Here is a 23,643-nt window from a genome sequence, read left to right on the forward strand (position 1 = left end):
CAAACTAAAGTGGGGGCAACCCGACTGCTTCAAAGTCAGGCTAGCCTCGCAACGATACTTCATTTCGTTCGTTTATTTTTTACTTGAGTCATGCTTCGAAAAGGCTTGTTTATCTTGATGAATCCATGTCAGTTTATAACCAGTCTCCATAACGTTCATGTTCCAATCTCTTCTCGTTTGAATGATTTGTTCAGGAAGGCTTGCAATCCAAATAGCAATAGCAATGATTAGTGTTGAAAAAGTCCATAATAGTGCAGTTATCAACTTCGAAACTTTAATTTTTATCAGATAATGTTTGACTAGAAATACTGATAGAAAGCAAATGAAAAAGTAAACGACGAAGTCTACTAAAAATTCTACAATAAAAATCTGAAGTGACATTGAAGTATGCCATCCGTCACTTATGTATGCTAACGGGAATCCAACCATCATTGTGTCGGGAGCATCAACTGGCAAAACAGTAATTGTTCCAAATAAAACAATTGTCAAAGGGAGTATAAGTCGCCATATCAATTGTTTTAAAGTCATATAAAAGGGCTCTGATTAAATGATGCACAACCGATAGAAGACTACGTCTGTGAACTATTTTATGAGTTGTTCCAAGATGTAATAAAAGCGTTTAAAGCCTAATTCAATTGCAGCGCCGGTAACCTGTAGGCCTGTGAATCATACACAAATAATTCATCAATTTCTACTGTCCAGTAATTATATAAAGATGATTGCTCCAGGTAGTTTTGTACTTCTTTTTTATCAGCTGCATTTATAATCATCCAGGAACGTTGCGTTTCCATGCTGACAGCATAGTAATCGATGATATTTTTATCAATCAGTCCGTTGATGTAAATGCGGTGTGTTGGTACCAGTTTCATAAATTCTTCATCCATATAAAAACGGATGGTAACCTGGAATTTGCTGAGTTTTTCGTCGTTTATATTTTCCATTCCACAATACTGTTTGTCCACTCCTTTTTATGCGGAGCAGTTATTTTAATGTAGTTATCCGTATAGCCTTCTGCCATTCCATTTTTATCAGGGTTTTCAAACAGCACTTTTCTTGTTTCCCCAATGTGCTGATTGGTAAAATGCTGCAGCTTGCGGTAACTGAGGTTACGCAGCTGTTTGTTTCTTTCGTTGCGAACGAAAACAGGTACTACTTGTTGCATATCCATTGCTAAAGTATTGGCCCTTTCCGAGTAAGTAAATACATGCAAATAGCTAATATCAAGATCTATCAAAAAGTCGACCGTTTCTTTAAAGTCTGCATCTGTTTCGCCGGGAAAGCCCACAATTACATCCACCCCAATGGCACAATGCGGCATCAGCGCCTTTATCAGGCCAACACGTTCCGCATATAATTCTTTTTTATAACGGCGGCGCATCAGCCCAAGTATTTTATTACTGCCACTTTGCAGGGGAATATGAAAATGCGGCATGAATTTTTTACTGTTGCTCACAAATTCAATAATCCCGTTGGTTAATAAATTGGGCTCAATAGAAGAGATACGGTACCGCTCAATTCCTTCTACGTTATCCAGTTCCTGGATCAACTCAAAAAAACTTTCTTCCTTCTTTTTTCCGCCAAAGCTGCCCTTGCCAAAATCGCCCAGGTTGATGCCGGTTAAAACAATTTCTTTGGCGCCTTTTGCTGCAATGTCTTTTACTTCCGTTAGTACTTTTTCAATCGGGTTGCTCCTGCTTTTGCCCCTCGCCATCGGGATGGTACAAAAAGAACAATTGTAGTCGCAGCCATCCTGCACTTTTAAAAAAATGCGGGTTCGGTCGTTAATGGAATGTGCCGCCGTAAACTCATTTACATCGGCAATATCGCAGCTGCATATTTTAGTACTGTCGCCTTTGGTAAAATCTTTTAAATGTTGCGAAATATTAAATTTTTCTGCAGCACCCAATACAAGGTCAACACCGGGTATGGCTGCTATTTCAACGGGCTTTAGCTGGGCATAGCAACCGGTAATCACTACGGTGGCTTCCGGTGCTTTTTTTTGTATACGGCGCACCAGTAACCGGCATTCCTTGTCTGCATTATCAGTAACTGAACAGGTATTGATTACGTACACATCAGCAATTTCCGTAAAGTCTTTTTTTACAAAACCATCGTTTTCCAGTAACCGCCCTATAGAAGATGTTTCTGAAAAATTTAGCTTGCAGCCAAGCGTATGTAGCGCCACTGTTTTATTCATACACTGCAAAGATACAACAGGATGTTTTATTGCATAGATCCGTTGATTTGAATTGTATGGGCGTTCCCATGGCGGGCCGGGCTTTACGCTTCAGGTCCGGCACAAGGCCTGCACGCAAACCTTCACCGGGCTTTCCGCTGCAATCCCTAACGCTACCTGCGGGCAACTTTACACTTTTTTGAAAAGGTGTAAACTTTATGACTGGTGTAAACTATATGACCGTTAGTGAGTAAATTGCGCCATGTTTAAAAAATACCTTCCTTATTTTGTCTTACTGGCCGCCGGCTTTTTGCTTTGGTGGGTTAAAACGCACCAGGCCAGCAGTTACCCCAAGCTAAAAAATAACAATACAGAAATAACTGTTCCGGCGGTAAAACCCGCTGACGATTTTAACAGGAACGTACAACGGATCATCTATAGCAAACATGCCCATTGCCGCATGGATTGCAGGCATATTGATGAGAGTGAAGTAAAGGAAATATTAGCCACAGGCACAGTAAACGTTAACAAAATCGAAGAAGACCCAAGGGGAAAAACCTACCCGCTGGAGGGCATCACGCACGATAAACAACATGTTCGCATAGTTTTTGCTCCCAAGGAAAATAATACGGTAGAAGTAGTAACTTGCATAGACCTTGATACGGAATGGCCTTGTAATTGTAAATAGATTTTTTCACATTTAGCATGCATAAAACTGTGTAAGTTTGTGCCTTAACGATTGAGGATATCATGAAAATAAAATCTTTTTTTGCAAAGCCATTCGCTGGTTACATCAACAAGCAAATAAAAAAAAGTATCGAGACCGCTGTAGAAGACCAGCAATCTATCTTTAACGACCTCATCAAAACAGCTTCCAAAACTGTATTCGGAAAAGAACACGGCTTCGCCGACATAAAAACGCACGAAGATTTTGTCCGGCAGGTTCCCATCAGGGACTACGAAGAATTTAAACCTTACATCGAAAAAATAAAGGAAGGCAAACACAATATTTTGTGGAAAGGTCAACCAATTTATTTTGCTAAAACCAGTGGCACCACCAGCGGGGTAAAATATATTCCCATAACAAAAGATTCTATTCCCAACCATATCAACACGGCCCGAAATGCACTGCTGATGTATATGTCAGAAACCGGCAATACAAAATTTGCCGATGGTAAAATGATTTTTCTAAGCGGTTCGCCTGAACTGGAACGCATTGGCGGCATCCCGACAGGCAGATTAAGTGGTATTGTAAATCATCATGTACCAAAATATTTACGTGCCAACCAGTTACCCAATTACGAAACCAACTGCATTGAAGAGTGGGAGACGAAGCTGGATAAAATTGTGCAGGAAACCATCGAACAAAATATGACGCTCATTAGTGGCATACCACCTTGGATGCAAATGTATTTTGACAGGCTTGCGGAAAAAAGCGGTAAAAAAATAGGCGACCTGTTCCCCAATTTTAGCGTCATGGTACAGGGCGGTGTAAACTTTGAACCTTATAAAGCCAAGCTGAACGAAAGCATTGGCCGCAAAATAGATTGCATAGAGTTATACCCTGCGAGTGAAGGCTTTTTTGCTTTCCAGGATTCGCAGGAAGCAGAAGGATTGTTGCTGAACACTGACAGTGGAATATTTTTTGAATTTGTACCTGCAGGTGAAATCTTTAATGAAAACCCCACCAGGCTTACATTGAAAGATGTGAAAGTGGGCGAGAACTATGCACTTGTTATCAGTAACAATGCCGGTTTGTGGGCATACAATATTGGCGATACCATTAAGTTTGTCTCTACTAATCCTTATCGCATATTGGTGACCGGCAGAACCAAACATTTTATTTCTGCGTTTGGCGAACATGTAATTGGCGAAGAAGTAGAAGCAGCGTTAATGAAAGCCGCCAATGAAGAAAACATCCATATAACAGAATTTACTGTAGCTCCGATGATATCAACCAATGGCGGTAAAAGCTATCATGAATGGTTTATAGAATTTGAAAATGCACCAACTGATTTAAATGCATTTGCCCGGAAAATAGATGACAACTTACGCACAAAAAATGTGTATTACGATGATTTAATTGCCGGTAATATTTTACAGCAATTAAAAATAGCACCTGTAAAAAAGAATGGTTTTATCGACTATATGAAAAGCGTTGGTAAGCTGGGTGGACAAAATAAAGTGCCAAGGCTAAGCAACGACCGTAAAATTGCGGAAGAACTGCAACCGTTTATATTAAACAACAGGATTGCTTTTGCCTGATGGCGCTCAATGCCAATGCGGAAACTAAAGCTTTGGTTAACAACTACGCCAATAAAAGTTTTGTAAATTTTAGCACATTTGATTTATAAAATGTTATACATTTGCATCTGCTGAATAACAAAATCAACAAGTGAAGCAAAACAGACCATATAATACTCACAACCAGGCGGCTGAAATTATTTTTTCAGCGATGAATGCATTGGTTACATGCCCCCGACGTAGTCCTGGATGCTGATAGGCCGAGCACTTGAAACCTGCCCCTGTCAGTGAAAAAATCTCCAAAAAACAGGTTCTTACAAATTCTTATTTACACAACAGTTCAATTTTATACAATTGGAAACGAATAACATCATAGTTAGGGTTGCCACTTCAAGCGACAGCCATTATGCTACTACTATTACCGCCGAAATGGAATCTTCTGCAAAAGCCCGTGGTACCGGTATAGCCAAACGTTCTCCCGAATACATCGAGAAAAAGATCAATGAAGGCAAGGCTGTAATAGCCGTAACCACCGATGGCGAGTGGGTTGGCTTCTGTTACATTGAGGCCTGGGGGCATGATCAGTTTGTTGCCAACAGCGGTTTAATCGTGGCACCAGCGTTTAGAAAAAGCGGCGTTGCAAAACAAATCAAGCGCAGGATATTTGATTTGAGTAAAGAGAAATATCCCACTTCAAAAATATTTGGTTTAACTACTGGCCTTGCTGTGATGAAAATAAACAGCGACCTGGGATATGAACCCGTAACATATTCTGAATTAACAGATGATGAAGAGTTTTGGGCAGGCTGTAAAAGCTGTGTGAACTACGATATTTTGATGAGCAAGGAAAGAAAAAACTGTATGTGTACGGCCATGTTGTACGATCCTGCAGATCATTATGAGCCTGAAGAAACAAAAGAAGACTTTAAGCAGCATTCAAAATTATACGAACGTTTTATGCATGTAAAGCAAAGCCGTTTGTTGAAGTTGTTAAAGAAAAAAGATGGCGGTGGCAGTTTGCCAAAATCTTTATTGAAGTATTTCAATTTGGTATAAATAAATTTTAAATAATGGATCAAGCAGCATCGGATTTAAAAAATGTGGCCACGGCCGGAACCGCACAAAAACGTAAAATTGTACTCGGCTTTAGTGGCGGATTAGATACTTCTTTTTGCGTAAAATATTTAACCATTGATAAAGGGTACGAGGTACATTCGGTAATTGTAAACACCGGTGGTTTTACACCGGAAGAATTAAAGACGATCGAACAGCATGCCTACACGTTGGGCGTTACAACGCATACTACAGTTGATGCAGTAAAAGATTATTACGATACCATTATTAAATACCTGGTTTTTGGAAATTGCTTAAAAAACAACACCTACCCGTTAAGCGTGAGTGCAGAAAGATTAAGCCAGGCGTTGCATATAGCCGCCCACGCCAAAGCGTTGAATGCGGGTGGGGTAGCGCATGGCAGCACCGGCGCCGGTAACGACCAGGTGAGGTTTGACATGATTTTTCATATCCTGATTCCGGGTGTTGAAATCATTACACCCATAAGGGATTTAAAATTGAGCCGCGAGGAGGAAATTACTTACCTGAAGGAAAAGGGTGTTGAAATGAATTTCGCTAAAGCCGTTTATTCCATCAATAAAGGTTTGTGGGGAACAAGTGTAGGTGGGGTAGAAACATTGAAAAGCAAAGGCATTTTGCCGGAAGAAGCATGGCCAACACAGGTAACAAAAACAGGCACTGAAGAAGTGAAACTGGGTTTTATAAAAGGAGAATTAAAAAGCGTTAACGACAGGAGCTTCGATCACCCGACAGAAGCCATTCAATACTTGCAAAGCATTGCCGGTGCATACGGCATTGGCCGCGATATACATGTGGGTGATACCATTATTGGCATAAAAGGCCGTGTAGGTTTTGAAGCTGCTGCGCCGATGATTATTTTAAAAGCGCACCATGCATTGGAAAAACACGTGCTCACCAAATGGCAATTAAACTGGAAAGATCAGCTGGCATTGTTTTATGGCAACTGGTTGCACGAAGGACAAATTATGGACCCGGTGATGAGAGATATTGAGGCCTTTTTTGAAAGCAGCCAGCAAACGGTTACAGGGGATGTTTTTGTACAATTAAATCCTTACCGTTTCCAGGTAATTGGGATTGAATCTGCCAATGATTTAATGAGCGATAAGTTTGGTAAATATGGTGAAATGAACACCGGCTTTACAGGCGAAGATGTAAGAGGTTTTAGTAAAATATTTGGTAACCAAACCTCCATTTATCACAAAGTAAAAGAAGCCAACAATGGCCAGTAAAATAAAAGTTGGTATTGTTGGCGGTGCAGGTTACACGGGCGGCGAACTACTGCGCTTATTGATCAACCATCCACAAGTTGACATTGCCTTTATAAACAGCAGCAGCAATGTCGGCAACCCTGTCAGTAAAGTACACGCAGACCTGATTGGCGAAACCGATTTAACCTTCAGCGCAGAGTTAAGCGACGATATTGATGTGCTTTTTTTATGTGTTGGCCACGGCGACGCCAAAAAGTTTTTATCAGAAAATACCATTGCAGACCACATCAAAATAATTGACCTCAGCCAGGATTTCAGGTTGAGTAATAAAGCGACCATTGACAACCGCAACTTTGTTTACGGATTACCTGAATTAAACAGGGAAGCTATCCGTACGGCAAAAAACATTGCCAATCCCGGTTGTTTTGCAACAGCTATTCAGCTGGGTTTATTACCGCTTGCAAACGCTGGTTTATTAAATGAAGTGTACACGACCGGCATTACCGGATCAACAGGCGCGGGACAGGCATTAAGCGTTACATCGCATTTCAGCTGGCGGGCAAATAATATACAAGCTTATAAAACGCTGGAACATCAGCACCTTGGCGAGATAGGGCAGTCCTTGTTACAACTGCAGAAGAATGACGATATCGACATTAGTTTTGTTCCGTGGCGGGGAGATTTTACAAGAGGTATTTTTATCAGCTCCACTTTAAAATGCGATTTAAGCATTGAGGAATTGACCGTGTTGTTTGAAAATTTTTATTCAACGCATCCCTTTGTAGCCGTCAGCAAGGCACCGATATTTTTAAAACAGGTTGTCAACACCAATAAGTGCGTGATTCAGCTGGAAAAAGTGGGGACTAAATTAGTAGTTCATTCTGCGATTGATAATTTACTAAAAGGCGCCAGCGGCCATGCGGTTCAAAACATGAATCTGTTATTTGGGCTGGAAGAGACTGCTGGCTTGAAATTGAAAGCTGCGTGGTTTTGAGAAAGTTGTAAGTGGTAAGTAGTAGGTTATAAGTTGTAAACTCACGGGTATGCAAAATTATAAAGATTTAAAAGTTTGGGAGAAGGCGCATCAATTTACATTGAATGTATATGGCTTAAGTAAACTTTTTCCTAAAGAAAAAATTTATAGCCTTACGAGTCAGTTGCGACGGGCAGCCTCATCTGTTCCTGCAAATATTGCAGAAGGCTGCGGTAAGAATACTAAACCAGACTTTGCAAGATATTTGAATACAGCATTGGGATCAGCGAATGAAGCGGAATACTTTATTTTACTGTCGAAGGATTTAGGGTACCTGCAAATGGATAAATACGAGGGTTTGACAGTATCAATAAATGAAATTAAAGCTATGCTGATTGCATTGATTTTAAAAGTAAGACCCACTGCCATTTCCTGAAGATCAAAATGAACTTCTATACAGATGGTCTTACTTACAACTTATCACTTATAACTTATAACTAACATGCATCTATTCGACGTATATCCCCTCAATGACATCACCATCGTAAAAGCAGCAGGCTCCTACGTTTGGGACGACAAAGATCAAAAATATTTAGACCTTTATGGTGGCCATGCGGTAATTTCTATCGGCCACACGCATCCGCATTATGTGCAACGTTTGGAAGATCAGTTGCATAAAGTTGGCTTCTATTCCAACTCCATAAAAATTCCATTACAGGTAGAACTGGCGAAAAAATTAGGCGAAGTTTCAGGCAAGGAAGATTACCAGTTATTCCTGTGTAATTCCGGTGCGGAAGCAAATGAAAATGCGCTGAAGCTGGCTTCTTTTTACAATGGCAGGAAAAAAATCATTGCTTTCAGCAAAGCCTTTCATGGCAGAACATCTTTAGCCGTTGCTGTTACCGACAACCCATCTATTGTAGCGCCGGTAAACCAAACCGATAATGTTATCTTTCTTCCCTTTAATGATGAAGCCGCACTGGAAGAAGCATTTAAGCAGGAGCAAATTTGTGCTGTGATCATTGAAGGCATCCAGGGAGTTGGCGGCATCAATGTAGCATCAGACAGTTTTCTGCAAAAAATAAGAAGCCTGTGTGATAAATACAATGCAGTATACATTGCCGATTCAGTTCAATGCGGTTACGGCAGAACAGGCAAGTTTTACAGTCACGACCACAGTGGTGTAAACGCCGATATATACACCATGGCAAAAGGAATGGGTAATGGTTTTCCTGTGGCCGGTATTTCCATAGCGCCAAAAATTCATGCAAAATATTTTATGCTGGGTACAACTTTTGGCGGCAATCATCTGGCATGTGCAGCTGCACTTGCCGTACTGGAAGTAATGGAAAAAGATGCATTGATGAAGAATGCCGAAACAGTTGGAAATTACCTGATTACTGAATTAAAAAAACTTTCCAAAATTAAAGAAGTAAGAGGCCGTGGGTTAATGATCGGGATAGAGCTGCCGGAAGAATTAAAAGACGTGAAAAAGAACCTGTTGTTCAAACACAAAATATTTACGGGTGAAGCAAAGCCTTACGTGATCAGGTTATTGCCGGCATTGAATATTACAAAAGTGGAAGCGGATATTTTTTTAGAAGCATTCAAGGAAGAGCTTAAGGCTGAAAGCTGAAAGCCTAAGGCTGAAGGCAAAAAGCTATATGCAGCTAATAGCAAATATTAACGGTTAAATCATCGCAGTTCCGAAACAGCATTTTTTAATAAGATGAGAGATTATAGAAAATATGATGTCTGGGTTAAATCGCATGAGCTTGTTTTGTTTATTTACAAGGAAGTTTTAGCATCTTTTCCAATAAATGAGAAGTATGATCTTCTTTCTCAATTGAAAAGGGCGGCTTATTCAATTCCCTTAAATATTGTAGAGGGATGCGGCCGTAGTACTGACAAGGACTTTGTGCATTTTCTTGATATTTCTTTAGGTTCGGCTCAGGAAACAGAATATTGTTTATTGCTTGCTTTTGACTTGCAATATATTAATAACGAAATTTACCAATTGTCAAATAGCAAAGTAAATTCTGTTAAAGCAATGCTTATAAATTTAATAAAATCAATAAGAAAATAGTTATTAATTAACCATACTGTATGCTTTCAGCTTTCAGCTTTACGCTTTGAGCTTTTAGCCTTCAGCTTTCAGCTTTAAGAATGAAAAATTTTATTTCTGTAAACGATGTACCGGATATCAATGCGCTTGTTGCAAAGGCATTGGCTTACAAAAAAAATCCATTTGCAGACAGGACGTTGGGTGCAGACAAACGCATTGGATTGTTGTTTTTAAACCCAAGCCTGCGTACCCGTTTAAGTACACAGGTAGCCGCAAAAAACCTGGGTATGGAAGCCATTGTTTTTAACGTAGATAAAGAAGGCTGGGCGTTGGAATTTGAAGAAGGCGCTATCATGAGTGGCAACACGGTGGAGCATGTAAAAGATGCAGCGCCGATTCTCGGGCAGTACTTTGATATTTTATGTATCCGCACATTTCCTTCATTAAAAAACAGGGAAGATGATTACAGCGAATTGGTGATGAATTCATTCGTGCAATATGCCGGTGTGCCCATCATAAGTTTGGAAAGTGCCACGCTGCATCCTTTACAATCACTCACGGATATTCTTACCATAAAAGAAACATTTGCTGCAACACATAAGCCTAAAATTGTATTAACCTGGGCACCACATGTAAAGCCGTTGCCGCAGTGCGTAGCCAATTCATTCGCCCAGTGGGTAAATGCCTGGGGTGAGGCGGATTTTGTAATTACGCACCCGGAGCATTATGAATTAAGTGAGCAGTACACCAAAGGGGCAACTATTAATACCAACCAGAATGATGCATTGAAGGATGCCGATTTTGTGTATGTAAAAAACTGGAGCACTTACAATGATTATGGAAAAATTTACAGCAACGACCCTGCATGGATGCTGACAGAAGATAAAATAAAACTGACCAACAATGCAAAAGTGATGCATTGTTTACCTGTTCGCAGAAATGTAGAATTGAGCGATGAAATATTAGACAGTGAAAACAGCCTGGTTACAAAGCAAGCTGGTAACAGGGTTTGGGCAGCGCAGGCGGTAATTTCAGAAATATTAAGCGGACTTTAATGGAACAGCTTTTTGTTATAAAAATAGGAGGTAATGTAATCGATGATGAGAAAAATCTCGCTGCATTCCTGCAAAATTTTGCCTCCATCAAGGCCAAAAAAATACTGGTGCATGGCGGTGGAAAGATTGCTACAAAAATAGGGGAACAATTAGGTATTGTATCCAATTATGTAAATGGCAGAAGGATTACGGATGAAGCGACTATTGATTTAGTGACGATGGTGTATGGCGGCTTGGTGAATAAAAAAATAGTTGCTCAATTGCAATCCCTGCAATGCGATGCGATTGGTTTAACAGGTGCCGATGCGAATATTATCCCCGCGGTTAAGCGGCCAGTAAAAGATATTGATTATGGATTTGTTGGCGATGTAGAAAAAGAAAAGATCGCTGTAAAAAATTTAGAAGTATTACTGGCGAATAATTTCACGCTGGTGATTGCGCCACTAACACATGATGGGAAAGGCCAGATGCTCAATACCAATGCGGATACCGTTGCTTCTTCACTGGCAGTAGCTTTATCAGCCAGTTATAATGTAAGGCTGATTTATTGTTTTGAAAAGAACGGCGTGCTGGAAAGCGTAGCCGATGAAAATTCAGTGATTACATTAATTACGAAAGAAAAATACCAGCAACTGCTGGCAGACAAAAAATTATTCGACGGCATATTGCCAAAAATTGACAATGCATTTGCAGCCATCAACAGTGGCGTAAAGGAAGTACTGATTGGCCATGCAAATGATTTATTACAAAACGTTACACCCGATACAAAAGGAACTTTAATAAAATGATGACAACAACCGAATTATACAACGAAGCGGTAGGGTTGCTAAAGCAATTGATTGCGACTCCGTCTTTCTCCAAAGAGGAAAATGATACCGCAGAAATAATTTGTGCCTTTTTTAAAAAGCACGATGTTCCTTTTGCCAGGGTGGGCAATAATATCTATGCAAAAAACAGGTATTATGATGTTAACAAACCTTCCATCCTGTTAAATTCTCACCATGATACCGTATTGCCGAATAAGGGATACACAATGGATCCTTTTACGCCGGTTGAAAGAGATGGTAAATTATTTGGTTTGGGCAGTAACGATGCCGGAGGTTGCCTGGTGTCGCTGATGGCTACTTTTTTACATTTTCACAACCAGCCGGATACTACACATAATGTGGTATTTGCGGCAAGTGCCGAAGAAGAAATCAGCGGGGTAAATGGTATAGAGCTGGTGTTGCCTTACCTGGGTAATATCAATTTTGGTATTGTGGGCGAACCAACCAAACTTGAAATGGCGGTTGCCGAAAGAGGCCTGATGGTAATTGATTGTCTTGCTATTGGCCGTGCAGGCCATGCGGCCCGTGCTGAAGGAGAGAATGCCTTGTATAAAGCAGTCGACGATATTAACTGGATAAGAAATTATAAGTTTGATAAAGAGAGCAGCCTGCTGGGCGAATCGCGGCTAACCGTGACCGTTATTGATACAGACAACAAGCAACACAATGTTGTACCGGCGCAATGCAAGTTTGTAATTGATGTACGAGTAAACGAATTGTACACTTTTGATGAAATACTGGATGCATTAAAGACAAATTTAAAAAGCCAGTTTAAGCCCCGTACAACCAGGATGAAATCAACTTCTATTCCTTTGGATCATCCATTGGTATTGGCAGGCATCAAATTGGGCAAAGGGTATTATGGATCACCCACCACATCTGATAAAGCATTGATGCCATTCCCAACTTTAAAAATGGGGCCGGGTGACAGCGCCAGAAGTCACACTGCAGATGAATTTATCTACCTGGCAGAAATTCAGAATGGTATTAAGACGTACATACAATTGGTGGAGCAAATTGTGTAAATTGATTCATGGTTGGAATTGAAAATTTAATCTAAATCTGATTTTATGTTGCGCCAAATAGAAAATGATTTTGGAACAGCTAGCTGATACAGCCATGATCTGCAAATAAATAATACAAACAACAAAAACAAACTAATTGAAACTCTGGCAAAAAGATAAAGCATCCTTAAAGGAAGTAGAAAAATTTACGGTAGGCAATGACCGTGACCTTGATATTTACCTGGCACCTTTTGATGTGCTGGGTTCGCTGGCACATACAAAAATGCTGGAGTCGGTAGGTTTACTAACGAAAGATGAGTTGGTAGTGTTAGAAGTGGCGTTAAAAGAAATTTATGCCCAAATAACCAAAGGAGGTTTTAAATTAGACGATGGGGTAGAGGACATTCACAGCCAGGTGGAACTGATGCTCACCCAAAAGCTGGGTGATATTGGTAAAAAAATCCATAGCGCCAGGAGCAGGAACGACCAGGTATTAGTTGACCTGAAATTATTTCTGCGAAGCGAAATTGAAAAACTGGTACACAGTACAAAAGAGTTTTTTGATCTGCTGATTGCGCAGAGCGAAAAATATAAAGACGATTTGCTACCCGGTTATACGCATTTGCAACTCGCTATGCCTTCCTCTTTCGGTTTATGGTTTGGTGCGTACGCAGAGAGTTTAACAGATGATTTGCTTACGCTGGAAGCTGCTTATAAAATTGTCAACAAAAATCCGCTTGGTTCCGCGGCAGGGTATGGTTCTTCTTTTCCCATCAACCGCACCATGACTACGCAGTTACTTGGATTTGAAAATTTGAATTACAATGTAGTGTATGCTCAGATGGGCCGCGGTAAAACGGAACGCATTGTAGCATCTGCATTGGCCAATATTGCTGCAAGTCTTTCCAAACTCAGTATGGACGCCTGTTTATACCTCAACCAGAATTTTGCTTTCATCAGTTTTCCGGATGAATTAACAACCGGCAGCAGCATTATGCCGCATAAAAAGAACCCGGATGTATTTGAATTGATCCGTTCTCATTGCAACCGCATACAGGCTTTGCCCAACGAGATTATGCTGATGACAACCAACCTGCCATCAGGGTATCAAAGAGATTTACAACTACTAAAAGAACACATCATTCCGGCATTTGAAAATCTGCAAAACTGCCTGCGAATGGCCGGGCTGATGCTGAGCAATGTTGAAGTAAAGCGGAATCTTTTACAGGATGAAAAATACAAGTATCTCTTTAGTGTGGAAGAAGTAAATAAACTGGTGCTGCAGGGTATACCTTTCAGGGATGCCTATAAAAAAGTGGGGCTTGATATTGAGGCCGGCAAATTTAATTATACGCCGGTAACAGCTCATACACACGAAGGTTCCATCGGCAATTTATGCAACCAGCAAATTCAGCAAATGATGGACGAGGTGATTAAAAAATTCAATTTCAACAAAGTAAATGAAGCCATTGAAACATTGCTTGCCTGATCGCTTCTTTTCATAAAATAAACAGCCTTCTTTTGATTATCCCTAGTCTGTATTGCAAGGAATAATATCTTTGCAAAAATTATTGTTTGCCGGTGACAGATTATCTTTTATTTATTGATACAGAAGCTTCCGGCTTACCCAAAAAATGGACCCTTCCTTACAGTGTTCCCGATAACTGGCCGCATGCGGTACAAATTTCCTGGCTGATATTTACAAAGACCGGCGAAAAGATTAAAGAAGAAAATCACTACATCAATAACAATGATTTTGACATCTCGCCGGGGGCATTAAATATTCACGGCCTCACCAAACAGTTTCTGCAACAAACAGGGATGCCCCGCAAGGATTTATTGCTACTACTTTCAAAAGATCTGCAACAATACGAACCTATGGTTGTTGGACACTTTACAGAGCTTGATTACCGGGTCATTGGCGCTGATTATTTCAGGGAAGCACTGGAAAATCCTCTGGAGAAATTAAGTACTTTTTGCATCATGAAAGCTACCCAGCATCTGCAACAAAATCCGGAAAGTAAATTCTTACGACTGGGAAATTTATACGAATTACTTTTTAAGCGACCATTGTTAAGTCAGCACAATGCAATGGTGGATGCTACTGCAACAGCGGAATGTTTTTTTGAACTGGTAAAAAGAAAAGAAATTTGCAGCTTTACACAACCACCCATTCAGTTTAAACAGTACGAAAAAAATAGCAAAAAATCGGGTTGGTTAATTGCTGTACTGTTTCTTTTAATAAGTGCCTTTTTAATAGCCAGTCATTATGGATAACCGGATTAGTTTTCTTAAAACAGTAGTGCCTTTTAATTTATTGCCGCAAGACGTACTTGAGCATACTGCGGGGTTATTGGGCGAAGTGCACTATCCTAAAGACGCCACCATCTATCACCAGGAAACTACACGGTTAAAAGGGGTTGATATTATAGCAGCCGGTGAATATGAAACTTTTTTTTATGACAGCAGCCACAATAAAAGACTGGTAGAAATATTTAAACCGGGCGATTGCTTTGGTGGTATTTCAGAACTGTTGAACGGAAGAAAATCATTAACTACTGTTATTGTAAAAAAGGACACGGTGGTGTATACCTTGCCCAGGAAGGCTTTCAATGCGTTGTGCCGGGAGCACGAAGCTTTTTACCAGCATTTCACAGATTCATTCGGCAAAAGAATGCTCAACGAAGAGTTTGCGCATTTTTATAAAAACCCTACCAACTTCGAAAAGAGTTTTATCTCATCAGAACAATTGTATTCGCTTCGCATTGAGAGCATAGAGTACAGGGAAATTATATGGTGCCGGGCAGATACGCCGGTGTACCAGGCGGCTATTGTGATGGGCCAGCAAAAAATAAGTTGCCTGTTTGTAAAAAATGAACAAAGCAAAATAATTGGCTTTGTAACGGATATTACCATCAGGGATAATGTGGTTGCCAAACAAGCCAGTTTTGAAAGCCCGGTCAGCAGTATTATGGATAGTCCGGTAGCTTCTATAAATGTGCATGCTTTTGTTTACGAAGCCGTGCTGAATATGTTCCGCACAAAAAAACGTTACCTGCTCGTCGAAAAAAATGGCGAGTATATTGGTTTTATCAGTCGCAATAAATTGATGAGTGAACAAGGCCAGTCGCCGTTGGTATTCATTCAATCGGTAAAACAAGCTTTATCAATTGATGAGCTGAAACGCAAGTGGGAAGCGGTTCCGAGGCTGGTAACCCAGTTGCTGGAACGTGGTGTACATGCTGCCATCGTTAACCAGGTCATCACAACAGTATCAGATACAATTGCTATCAAAGTGATTGAAACCGTCACCAGGCAAATGGGGCCTGCACCGGCAAAATTTGTTTTTATGGTGCTGGGCAGCGAAGGACGTAAAGAACAAACGTTGAAAACAGACCAGGACAATGCCATTATTTATGAAGACAAAGCCAATGAACACAGGGAAGAGGTAAGGGAATATTTTCTGGAATTTGCAACGATGGTTTCCGGGCATTTAAATACGATTGGGTTTAGTTATTGTACCGGCGGTTATATGGCACAAAATCCCAAGTGGACACACTCTTTATCGCACTGGAAAAATAATTACCTGGCCTGGATGAACGAAAGTTTACCCGAGACAGTAATGCAGATAGCAACATTTTTTGATTGCCGTTATATTTACGGAGATGAAAATATCATGAAAGAGCTGGAAGCTTTTCTGGATGAACAATTGCAGAATCCTATGGACAGGCTGTTTCATTTTATGGCGAAGAACGCACTGCAGTACGAGCCGCCTCTTACGCCTTTCTTCAAAAGTATCCGAACATTTAAAGTAGATAAAAAAGAAGTATTTGATATTAAAAAAGCCATGACGCCCATCGTTGACCTGGTAAGGGTATATGCATTGAAAAGCCGCATCTTTGAACCAAACACCGGTGAAAGATTAAAGGCCTTAAAAGACAAACAGGTGTTCACTGAAAGTGAAGTAACAGAGCTACTACAGTCATACTATTACTTAATGGGGCTCCGCCTTAAAACACAGTCACAGCATATTATCCACGATCATTTGCCACCGGATAATTACATAATGCCTCAACAATTATCAAAAATAGACCAGCTTACTTTGAAGGAAATTTTCAAAACCATTGAAAATTTTCAGTTGCGTATCCGTATGCAGTTTACCGGTAATTTGTTAGGGTAGTACCGTACAAAAAAAGTTGGCTCATTTTTAATTTATAGCATCATTCTTGCAAGTTGTCCGCCTTTGCAGATTAGAAACTTTTTTCTGATCTGAAATGAAGGTGAATACGTTATCATTTGACCATTGTTACCTGAATTTTATTTGCAAACAAATCCTGTAACACACTTAGATATATATAAAATACAACACTGATGCATTTAAAGATTTAAAGATGTAATTTGCCAAATCAAATAATCCATTGATAAAAACCGTTACATTTTTTCCAATTTTCTCAGGTATTAAAAAAATTAAATTATGGCAGACGCCATTCAAAAAAAGCGAATTGCAGTTTTTGGTTCCACGGGTTCCATCGGCACCCAGGCGCTGGAAGTGATTCGGGCAAATCCACAGTCGTTTGAAGCAGAGATTTTAACAGCCCAAACGAACGATGAATTATTGATAAAACAGGCACTTGAATTTAAACCCAATGCCGTTGTTATCGGTGATGAATCCAAATACCAGAAGGTAAAAGATGCACTGGCTTCAGAAAATACAAAAGTTTTTTCCGGCGTAGCCGCATTGGAGGAAGTGGCTGATTTTGATACGTATGATATGATGCTGGCGGGTATTGTAGGCTTTGCAGGTTTAAAACCTACTTTAAAAGCCGTATCAAAAGGCAAAGCTGTTGGGCTGGCAAACAAGGAAACCTTAGTAGTAGCGGGTGAAATTGTAATGCAAAAAGCAATGGAAAACAGGGCCCCTGTAATTCCAGTCGATAGTGAACATTCTGCTATTTTTCAATGCCTGGTTGGTGAAGGAAGAAATAAAATTGAAAAGATAATTTTAACGGCAAGTGGCGGACCTTTTCTAGGTAAGAAACCGAATTTTTTAGTAAATGTAAAAAGGCATCATGCCCTGCAACATCCCAACTGGGCGATGGGTGCTAAAATCAGCATCGACTCGGCAACACTGATGAACAAAGGGCTGGAGATGATAGAAGCCAAATGGCTGTTTAACCTGCAACCCGAACAGATCCAGGTGGTGGTGCATCCGCAAAGTATCATCCATAGCATGGTACAGTTTGAAGATGGCAGTATCAAGGCGCAGATGGGATTGCCCGATATGAAGTTGCCCATTCAATATGCCATGACTTTTCCACAGCGCATTGCCAACGATTTTCCAAGACTGGATTTTAAGAAGTTTAGTACGCTGAATTTTGAAGAGCCGGATGTTAAGACTTTCAGAAATTTATCCCTGGCGACAGAAGCACTTTTTAAAGGTGGTAACATGCCCTGCATATTAAACGCAGCCAACGAAATAGCCGTGTGGGCCTTTCTGCGCAACCTTATCGGCTTTTTGGACATAACGGCGGTTGTGGAACAAGCCATGGAAAAAGTACATTTTATACAAACTCCCACACTTGAACAATATTTTGAAAGTGATGGTGAAGCCCGTAATTTTGCGGCGTCTTTGATAAAGATGTAAAACCTGGAATGCGTTCACAACACAGCCTTTTACAATCACCCATTTTTTTACAATTAAATAACTTCCCGATGCAGTGTGCACGGGGGCAATATGACACTATTAGCGATTAACTGGGTAAGTGTGGGTTCAAAAACCGCACAATTAATTTTATCCCTTTCCATACTGGTTATTTTACACGAGTTCGGTCATTACATCACCGCAAGGTGGTTTAAATGCAGGGTAGAAAAGTTTTATCTTTTCTTCGATCCCTGGTTTTCACTGGTTAAAAAGAAAATTGGCGATACCGAATATGGTATCGGCTGGCTGCCCCTTGGTGGCTATGTAAAAATCAGTGGCATGGTAGATGAAAGCATGGACAAAGAAGCCATGAAATTACCACCACAGCCCTGGGAGTTTCGCAGTAAGCCGGCGTGGCAGCGACTGATCATTATGCTGGGAGGGGTAACGGTAAATGTATTGCTGGCATTTTTTATTTACGCTATGATATTATTCGTTTGGGGCGAACAAAAAATTGTAAACAATTCATTCAAAGGCGGTATTTATTGTGCAGATAGTTTATTGCTGAAATATGGTCTTAATAACGGAGATAAAATCATCGCTATTAACGGGCAGGAAATAAAATATTTTGATGACGTGCCTGCCAAAATGATTACCGCAGCCAATGTAACGGTTGAACATGAAGGTCAGCAAAAAACACTAGTGATGCCGGTTGATTTAATAGGACAGCTGGTGGAAATGAAAAAGCAGGGCGTAGGCTTTATCGACTTTAGAAGAAATGCCATCGTAGGTGATTTATCTGATAAAATGTTTGACACTATGAATGCAAAAAAAGCGGGCCTGCAGCGGATGGATAAAGTGGTTGCCGTAGATGGTGTGCCAATCACTTTTATTGATGAAATGGGTAAACTGGTAGAGAAAAAGAAAAATGACAGCGTAACAATTGAGGTGGATAGAAACGGTCAGAAATTAGCATTGCGAAGCGGTGTAAACGCAGACGGTAAAATAGGATTGCCGTGGCTGACCTTTAATGACCTGGATAGTTTAGGACTGCTGAAAATAGACGAAAAAAAATATTCACTGCTGGCATCATTTCCTGCGGGTGTTGCTAAAACATGGGAAAAGCTAAGTGGTTATGTTGACCAGTTTAAAAAAATGGCCAACCCTAAAACCGGCGCCTACAAAGGCATGGGCGGCTTTAAAACCATTGGCTCTGTTTTTCCTACGCCGTGGGATTGGCAAAGCTTCTGGAGTATCACCGCCTTCCTGTCAATTGTACTCGCATTTATGAACTTATTGCCGATACCCGCTTTGGATGGCGGACATGTATTGTTCACGTTGGGCGAAATGATAACCGGTAGAAAGCCAAGTGAAAAGTTTTTAGAATATGCACAAATAGTGGGCATGGTGCTGTTGCTGGGGCTTATGTTGTTTGCAAATGGCAACGACTGGTTTGGCTGGGGGCGAAGCAAATAAGTTTTGAGTTATAGGTTGTAGGTTATAAGTTTTCCGGAACGGAGATAATAATTATATAAAAGGGAACGTCGTTTTGATGTTCTCTTTTTTTTGTGAAATTAATGTGGAATCTCTGATGTCTGATTTCTTTCAGTCTGTAGATTTTTTAATTTTTTGATGCTGTAGCAATCACGCCGAAAATCATTTATTTAAATAACAGATATAATAGCAGGCTTTATACCAGAAAAAATACCAACGTCAATAAATGAGAAATTTAGCTTCAAATTATAAACAGGCGGTTACCTGAAAGGAATTCATACCCATTACTGTTCATAGAAGAAATCTACTGGGCGCAGCTCAAAATCAGACATTAAAAAATCAGCCATCAGACATAAAATTAGAGTTCTATTCCAATTTTTTTCATCAGTATAGAAGCATTCAAGCTTTCACAAACGCCGGTTTTTAATTGGTAGTCAAAATACAATTCATCATTGCTTACCTGCGCATCAAAATGATAGTTTAAAATGTTTTCGGGATAAGTCTCTTTCAGCCTGGCCAGTTCAACATCATGTGTTGCAATAATGCAGGCTGCCTGGTGCCTGATAAGTTGTTTTACCAATGCTACAGACCCTGTATGCCGGTCTAAAGAATTGGTACCCCTTAATATCTCATCCAGTAAAATAAATATTTTTTCACCGGCATTTACCCGGTCGATGATGGCTTTTAATTTTTTTAATTCAGCATAAAATGTACTCGTACTTTCTTCCAGGTTATCTGCAATGCGCATACTGCTGATGATCTGTACTGGCGATAATGTAAAGGATGCAGCACATACAGGCGCACCAGCCATTGCCAGCACGGTATTAATACCAATACTGCGCAGGTAAGTGCTCTTTCCGGCCATATTACTGCCCGTTATCAGCATTAATTCGCCCTTGTGCGTTATGCTGATATTGTTGTTCACTCTTTTTGCAGCGCTGATAAGCGGGTGACCAATACTTTCGCCTTCTATAAAAAAATGCTCCGTTTTAAAATCCGGAAAGCACCAATCGGGATGATTAAAAATAAGTCCTGCAAAACTATGCAGGGCTTCCAATGCGCCTATAGCATCAAACCACTCTCCAATATTTTGCCGGTTGCGCTGCTTCCATTTTTCCAACGCCATGGCTTGTTGTACATCCCACTGAAAAATAATGGCCAGCGGAACAAACACTACCGGGTTTAGTCTGATGTCCAGTCTTTCTACAATTTTTTTCAATTGTTTTAACTGAACAGATGCTTTGGTATTTTCAATAATGAAATATTGCTGCAATGTATTTAGCAGTGGTGACTTAAAAGTCGTTTGTTCAATTAGCTGTACGCTGTTGGCAAGTACAGATAATTCATCCGCCATTTTGCTTACCTGCTCATGCAGTGGAGCAATTTTTTTTGCCATGGCATAAGCAATGATGGCGGAGCCGAGTAAAAAAAGATTGCGTACATGGTTTGAAACAACATCCTCGATATTCAGGATAAGTATGCCAATCATAACAGCAGGAACTGCGTATTGAATTATTTTCCAAAAATAGTTGCCGATAAAATGGGGTGTGGCTTGCAGCCACTCACGCAATCTTTGTTGTGTACCGGCTGTAATTTTTTGCTGGCGGCCGAAAGCTTCCAGTTGCTGGCGCCAATCAGTTACAGTAGTCAATTCTTTTACAGCTTCCTGCCTTTGCACGATGGTTACTACATCCGCAGGTTCTAAAAGCCATTGTGCTAAGGTAGCACTTCCCATATCAGAAGTAGTGCGGTCAGTGTATTGAAACAACGATGCCCTTCCAAAAATATCAAGGTCATTTGCATAGGGATGCTCTTTCGGCATGTACCCCTGCCCATCATCAAATGAGTAATAATTATGTGCCAGTGATTTTATTTCGTCCTCGTTAATTTGTACCAGGTGACGGGTGTTTTCTATGGCGGATTTATTGCGCAAATCTGTAAACAGTAACCTGGTAAAAATAATGGCTAACAAAACAGTTGCTGCCCCAACATAAGCAAGGCCAGACGGCAATAGAAGATAAATGGCTAAGCCAAGGATCAGTACAACAGCAAAACGTGACCAGCCCAGCCAGCTTTTTTTTTGCAACTGTTGCTGTAATTGCTGTTGCAGCGTTGTTATTCTGTCCCTGTAATATTTTTCTGGAAGCATGCGAAATTTTGTTAAAATAAGAAGTGCAAATGTATTGCACAACAGTTTTACATGTGGTAACAAAATAGTTTTCATAAATTTGCTGTTCTTTATTAGTAATGATCAATTTTTAATTGTTAATAAAAGAACGGGGCTGACCGGTTTTGACAGCATAGATCTTTGTAAGTGTAAGCATGTAGTGCGTTGGATAATTAGCACTTAAATCTGAATACCCAAAACTTCAAATGGCAATACTCAGTATGCCATGGCTGCTTAATCTATTAGATTAGCACCCATTAGGGCCGTTGAACGGGCTGGCCGGTTGCCAAGTTCCTCCGCCGACTCAAAAAGAAAACAGGTTGCTGCAATGAAATGATGTGATCATTGCTTAAGACCATTCATCTAAGGTTAAAGTTGGTTTGTGTTGCCCCGGCTTTTTCCCTACAATTAATGCAGCAATAAACATGTAGAAAGCTTATGGCGAATATGTTTGGACCAGGGTTCGACTCCCTGCAGCTCCACTTTTAGTGGTAAAAATGAATTAAAAAAAAGAAGGATCCCCGTCAAACGCAGTACTGACGGGGATTTTTATTTCTAACCTTCCCCCAGTTTACCCAGCTTTACCGGTATTGCTGGTGAGTCATTCGGTGAGTCTTACCTTTTTTGAAAAAGACTCACCAGACTTTACACAAACAGCTAAACGTTAACAGGTTACACAAAAGCAACTATCTTTTTTAAGTCTTGAAAAAATTAATTTTAAACCTTAAAAAAGTGAGTTATGGAACAAAGTTTTGGATTGCTTTTTTTCTTAAGAAGAAACAAAGGAAATGATCAGTCGCAGCAAATCGTTTATATGCGTATAACGGTTGATTGTAAACGCAGTGAAATCAGTACAAAAAGAAAATGCAACCCGGCCTGCTGGCATGTGGATGCCGGAAGAATGAGCGGCAAGACGGAGGACGTCAAAGCCTTCAATGCTTACCTGGATGTTTTGCAGCACAAAGTGTATGAAGCAAAAAAGCAGCTGCTGGAACTTGGCAGGCCATTGACCGCCGAGAGTATCAAAAATTTTTTATTGGGAATTGAAGAAGAAAAGCCGAGGTATATGTTGCTGGAAGTATTTAAGCGGCATAATGAACAGGTAGCTGCGCTCGTGGGGCATGAGTACTCAAAAACTACGCTTACCCGATATGAAACTTCATTGAAACACACCAGGTCTTTTTTGCTCTCCCGTTATAAATTGGCAGACATTGATATCACTACACTAAGCTATGAGTTTATCACTGAATACGAGTTCTGGTTGAAAGCGGTGCATAAATGCAATCACAATACTACCATCAAATACCTGAGCAATTTCAGGAAAATTATATTCCGCTGCCTGCGCAATGGCTGGTTGGCAAAAGATCCGTTTGCAGGATTCAGCATGGTAAAAAAGGAAGTTGACAGGGTGGCATTAACGGAAAGTGAATTACAGAAAATTTCGTCCCTTCAATTAAATGCTGAAAGATTATCGCTTGTGAGGGATATTTTTTTATTTAGTTGCTATTCCGGTCTTGCCTATGGAGATGTTCAGAAACTGAAACGCTCTGAAGTAGCTACGGGCATCGACGGCGAAAAATGGATCTTTATAAAAAGACAAAAGACCGATGCCCTGTCCAGAATTCCCTTGCTGCCCCCTGCCGCTGAAATTCTAAACCGCTATGTGGCAGACCCCCAATGTTTATTGAAAGACC

Annotated in this window: 21 protein-coding genes and 1 other RNA gene; 18 read left to right on the top strand and 4 right to left on the bottom strand. The window is 40.3% G+C overall.

The genetic code is table 11. From position 1 onward, the window contains the following. Positions 1-72: 72 nt before the first annotated feature. From JWR61_RS24995 to mtaB, 3 genes are all read right to left on the bottom strand, one after another. Positions 73-528 (bottom strand): hypothetical protein, encoded by a 456-nt coding sequence (locus tag JWR61_RS24995; RefSeq protein WP_301930394.1) that lies wholly within the window; start codon positions 526-528, stop codon positions 73-75. Between the two features lie 98 nt (positions 529-626). Then, positions 627-941: a hypothetical protein gene (locus JWR61_RS25000; protein ID WP_290339359.1), complete on the bottom strand. Its 315-nt coding sequence runs from the start codon at positions 939-941 to the stop codon at positions 627-629. Continuing rightward, the gene (gene mtaB / locus JWR61_RS25005; protein ID WP_301930395.1) at positions 929-2,197 is read right to left on the bottom strand and encodes a tRNA (N(6)-L-threonylcarbamoyladenosine(37)-C(2))-methylthiotransferase MtaB; all 1,269 of its coding nucleotides are present in this window, start codon (positions 2,195-2,197) and stop codon (positions 929-931) included. Before mtaB ends, JWR61_RS25000 begins: the two co-directional genes overlap by 13 nt. 241 nt (positions 2,198-2,438) lie before the next feature. On the opposite strand from mtaB, the gene JWR61_RS25010 reads away from it, so the two are divergent. From JWR61_RS25010 to rseP, 16 genes are all read left to right on the top strand, one after another. Continuing rightward, positions 2,439-2,864, top strand: coding sequence for a DUF4258 domain-containing protein (locus tag JWR61_RS25010; RefSeq protein ID WP_301930396.1), 426 nt, complete (start codon positions 2,439-2,441; stop codon positions 2,862-2,864). A 62-nt stretch (positions 2,865-2,926) separates the two neighbouring features. Further along, positions 2,927-4,441, top strand: a complete 1,515-nt coding sequence (locus JWR61_RS25015) for a GH3 auxin-responsive promoter family protein (RefSeq protein ID WP_301930397.1) — start codon at positions 2,927-2,929, stop codon at positions 4,439-4,441. 333 nt (positions 4,442-4,774) lie between these two features. Next, entirely contained in the window at positions 4,775-5,476 is a 702-nt protein-coding gene (locus JWR61_RS25020; RefSeq protein WP_301930398.1) for a GNAT family N-acetyltransferase, read from the top strand. 14 nt (positions 5,477-5,490) lie between these two features. Beyond that, a complete protein-coding gene (locus tag JWR61_RS25025; RefSeq protein ID WP_301930399.1) occupies positions 5,491-6,744 on the top strand; it encodes an argininosuccinate synthase in 1,254 nt (417 codons plus the stop codon). Continuing rightward, positions 6,734-7,717 carry an N-acetyl-gamma-glutamyl-phosphate reductase gene (argC, locus tag JWR61_RS25030; RefSeq protein ID WP_301930400.1) on the top strand — a complete coding sequence of 328 codons (984 nt, stop codon included), beginning with the start codon at positions 6,734-6,736 and terminating at the stop codon, positions 7,715-7,717. Before JWR61_RS25025 ends, argC begins: the two co-directional genes overlap by 11 nt. 49 nt (positions 7,718-7,766) lie before the next feature. Then, the gene (locus JWR61_RS25035) at positions 7,767-8,132 is read left to right on the top strand and encodes a four helix bundle protein (protein ID WP_301930401.1); all 366 of its coding nucleotides are present in this window, start codon (positions 7,767-7,769) and stop codon (positions 8,130-8,132) included. 66 nt (positions 8,133-8,198) lie between these two features. Beyond that, positions 8,199-9,332, top strand: a complete 1,134-nt coding sequence (locus tag JWR61_RS25040; RefSeq protein WP_301930402.1) for an aspartate aminotransferase family protein — start codon at positions 8,199-8,201, stop codon at positions 9,330-9,332. A 93-nt stretch (positions 9,333-9,425) separates the two neighbouring features. Then, on the top strand, positions 9,426-9,782 hold the full coding sequence (locus JWR61_RS25045) for a four helix bundle protein (RefSeq protein WP_301930403.1): 357 nt from the start codon (positions 9,426-9,428) through the stop codon (positions 9,780-9,782). 80 nt (positions 9,783-9,862) lie between these two features. Continuing rightward, on the top strand, positions 9,863-10,816 hold the full coding sequence (locus JWR61_RS25050) for an N-acetylornithine carbamoyltransferase (protein ID WP_301930404.1): 954 nt from the start codon (positions 9,863-9,865) through the stop codon (positions 10,814-10,816). Continuing rightward, entirely contained in the window at positions 10,816-11,604 is a 789-nt protein-coding gene (gene argB / locus JWR61_RS25055) for an acetylglutamate kinase (RefSeq protein WP_301930405.1), read from the top strand. The genes JWR61_RS25050 and argB overlap by 1 nt, the downstream gene beginning before the upstream one ends. Further along, positions 11,601-12,668: a M20 family metallo-hydrolase gene (locus JWR61_RS25060; protein WP_301930406.1), complete on the top strand. Its 1,068-nt coding sequence runs from the start codon at positions 11,601-11,603 to the stop codon at positions 12,666-12,668. The genes argB and JWR61_RS25060 overlap by 4 nt, the downstream gene beginning before the upstream one ends. 136 nt (positions 12,669-12,804) lie before the next feature. Beyond that, positions 12,805-14,136, top strand: coding sequence for an argininosuccinate lyase (gene argH / locus JWR61_RS25065; RefSeq protein ID WP_301930407.1), 1,332 nt, complete (start codon positions 12,805-12,807; stop codon positions 14,134-14,136). 92 nt (positions 14,137-14,228) lie between these two features. Beyond that, complete coding sequence (locus tag JWR61_RS25070) at positions 14,229-14,924, top strand: 3'-5' exonuclease (RefSeq protein WP_301930408.1); 696 nt, start codon at positions 14,229-14,231, stop codon at positions 14,922-14,924. Beyond that, positions 14,917-16,827 carry a DUF294 nucleotidyltransferase-like domain-containing protein gene (locus JWR61_RS25075; RefSeq protein ID WP_301930409.1) on the top strand — a complete coding sequence of 637 codons (1,911 nt, stop codon included), beginning with the start codon at positions 14,917-14,919 and terminating at the stop codon, positions 16,825-16,827. Before JWR61_RS25070 ends, JWR61_RS25075 begins: the two co-directional genes overlap by 8 nt. 294 nt (positions 16,828-17,121) lie before the next feature. Next, positions 17,122-18,291 carry a 1-deoxy-D-xylulose-5-phosphate reductoisomerase gene (locus tag JWR61_RS25080; protein WP_301930410.1) on the top strand — a complete coding sequence of 390 codons (1,170 nt, stop codon included), beginning with the start codon at positions 17,122-17,124 and terminating at the stop codon, positions 18,289-18,291. A gap of 120 nt (positions 18,292-18,411) precedes the next feature. Beyond that, positions 18,412-19,764, top strand: coding sequence for an RIP metalloprotease RseP (gene rseP / locus JWR61_RS25085; protein WP_301930411.1), 1,353 nt, complete (start codon positions 18,412-18,414; stop codon positions 19,762-19,764). 376 nt (positions 19,765-20,140) lie between these two features. Here rseP and JWR61_RS25090 read toward each other — a convergent pair whose 3' ends face one another. Further along, a complete protein-coding gene (locus tag JWR61_RS25090; RefSeq protein ID WP_301930412.1) occupies positions 20,141-21,931 on the bottom strand; it encodes a MutS family DNA mismatch repair protein in 1,791 nt (596 codons plus the stop codon). Between the two features lie 129 nt (positions 21,932-22,060). Between JWR61_RS25090 and ssrA the strand changes: the two genes are divergently transcribed. Both ssrA and JWR61_RS25100 read left to right on the top strand, forming a co-directional pair. Continuing rightward, positions 22,061-22,434: a transfer-messenger RNA gene (ssrA, locus tag JWR61_RS25095) on the top strand. 254 nt (positions 22,435-22,688) lie between these two features. After that, positions 22,689-23,643: site-specific integrase (locus tag JWR61_RS25100; protein WP_301930413.1), on the top strand; the 955-nt coding region annotated here is incomplete at its 3' end.

It is taken from the genome of Ferruginibacter sp. (assembly GCF_028288465.1).
In the GTDB taxonomy this organism is placed as follows: domain Bacteria; phylum Bacteroidota; class Bacteroidia; order Chitinophagales; family Chitinophagaceae; genus Ferruginibacter.

Coding starts and splice junctions, on each gene's coding strand:
- JWR61_RS24995 (WP_301930394.1), bottom strand. CDS start 528: ATGACTTTAAAACAATTGATATGGCGACTTATACTCCCTTTGACAATT.
- JWR61_RS25000 (WP_290339359.1), bottom strand. CDS start 941: ATGGAAAATATAAACGACGAAAAACTCAGCAAATTCCAGGTTACCATC.
- mtaB (WP_301930395.1), bottom strand. CDS start 2,197: ATGAATAAAACAGTGGCGCTACATACGCTTGGCTGCAAGCTAAATTTT.
- JWR61_RS25010 (WP_301930396.1), top strand. CDS start 2,439: ATGTTTAAAAAATACCTTCCTTATTTTGTCTTACTGGCCGCCGGCTTT.
- JWR61_RS25015 (WP_301930397.1), top strand. CDS start 2,927: ATGAAAATAAAATCTTTTTTTGCAAAGCCATTCGCTGGTTACATCAAC.
- JWR61_RS25025 (WP_301930399.1), top strand. CDS start 5,491: ATGGATCAAGCAGCATCGGATTTAAAAAATGTGGCCACGGCCGGAACC.
- argC (WP_301930400.1), top strand. CDS start 6,734: ATGGCCAGTAAAATAAAAGTTGGTATTGTTGGCGGTGCAGGTTACACG.
- JWR61_RS25035 (WP_301930401.1), top strand. CDS start 7,767: ATGCAAAATTATAAAGATTTAAAAGTTTGGGAGAAGGCGCATCAATTT.
- JWR61_RS25040 (WP_301930402.1), top strand. CDS start 8,199: ATGCATCTATTCGACGTATATCCCCTCAATGACATCACCATCGTAAAA.
- JWR61_RS25045 (WP_301930403.1), top strand. CDS start 9,426: ATGAGAGATTATAGAAAATATGATGTCTGGGTTAAATCGCATGAGCTT.
- JWR61_RS25050 (WP_301930404.1), top strand. CDS start 9,863: ATGAAAAATTTTATTTCTGTAAACGATGTACCGGATATCAATGCGCTT.
- argB (WP_301930405.1), top strand. CDS start 10,816: ATGGAACAGCTTTTTGTTATAAAAATAGGAGGTAATGTAATCGATGAT.
- JWR61_RS25060 (WP_301930406.1), top strand. CDS start 11,601: ATGATGACAACAACCGAATTATACAACGAAGCGGTAGGGTTGCTAAAG.
- JWR61_RS25075 (WP_301930409.1), top strand. CDS start 14,917: ATGGATAACCGGATTAGTTTTCTTAAAACAGTAGTGCCTTTTAATTTA.
- JWR61_RS25080 (WP_301930410.1), top strand. CDS start 17,122: ATGGCAGACGCCATTCAAAAAAAGCGAATTGCAGTTTTTGGTTCCACG.
- JWR61_RS25090 (WP_301930412.1), bottom strand. CDS start 21,931: ATGCTTCCAGAAAAATATTACAGGGACAGAATAACAACGCTGCAACAG.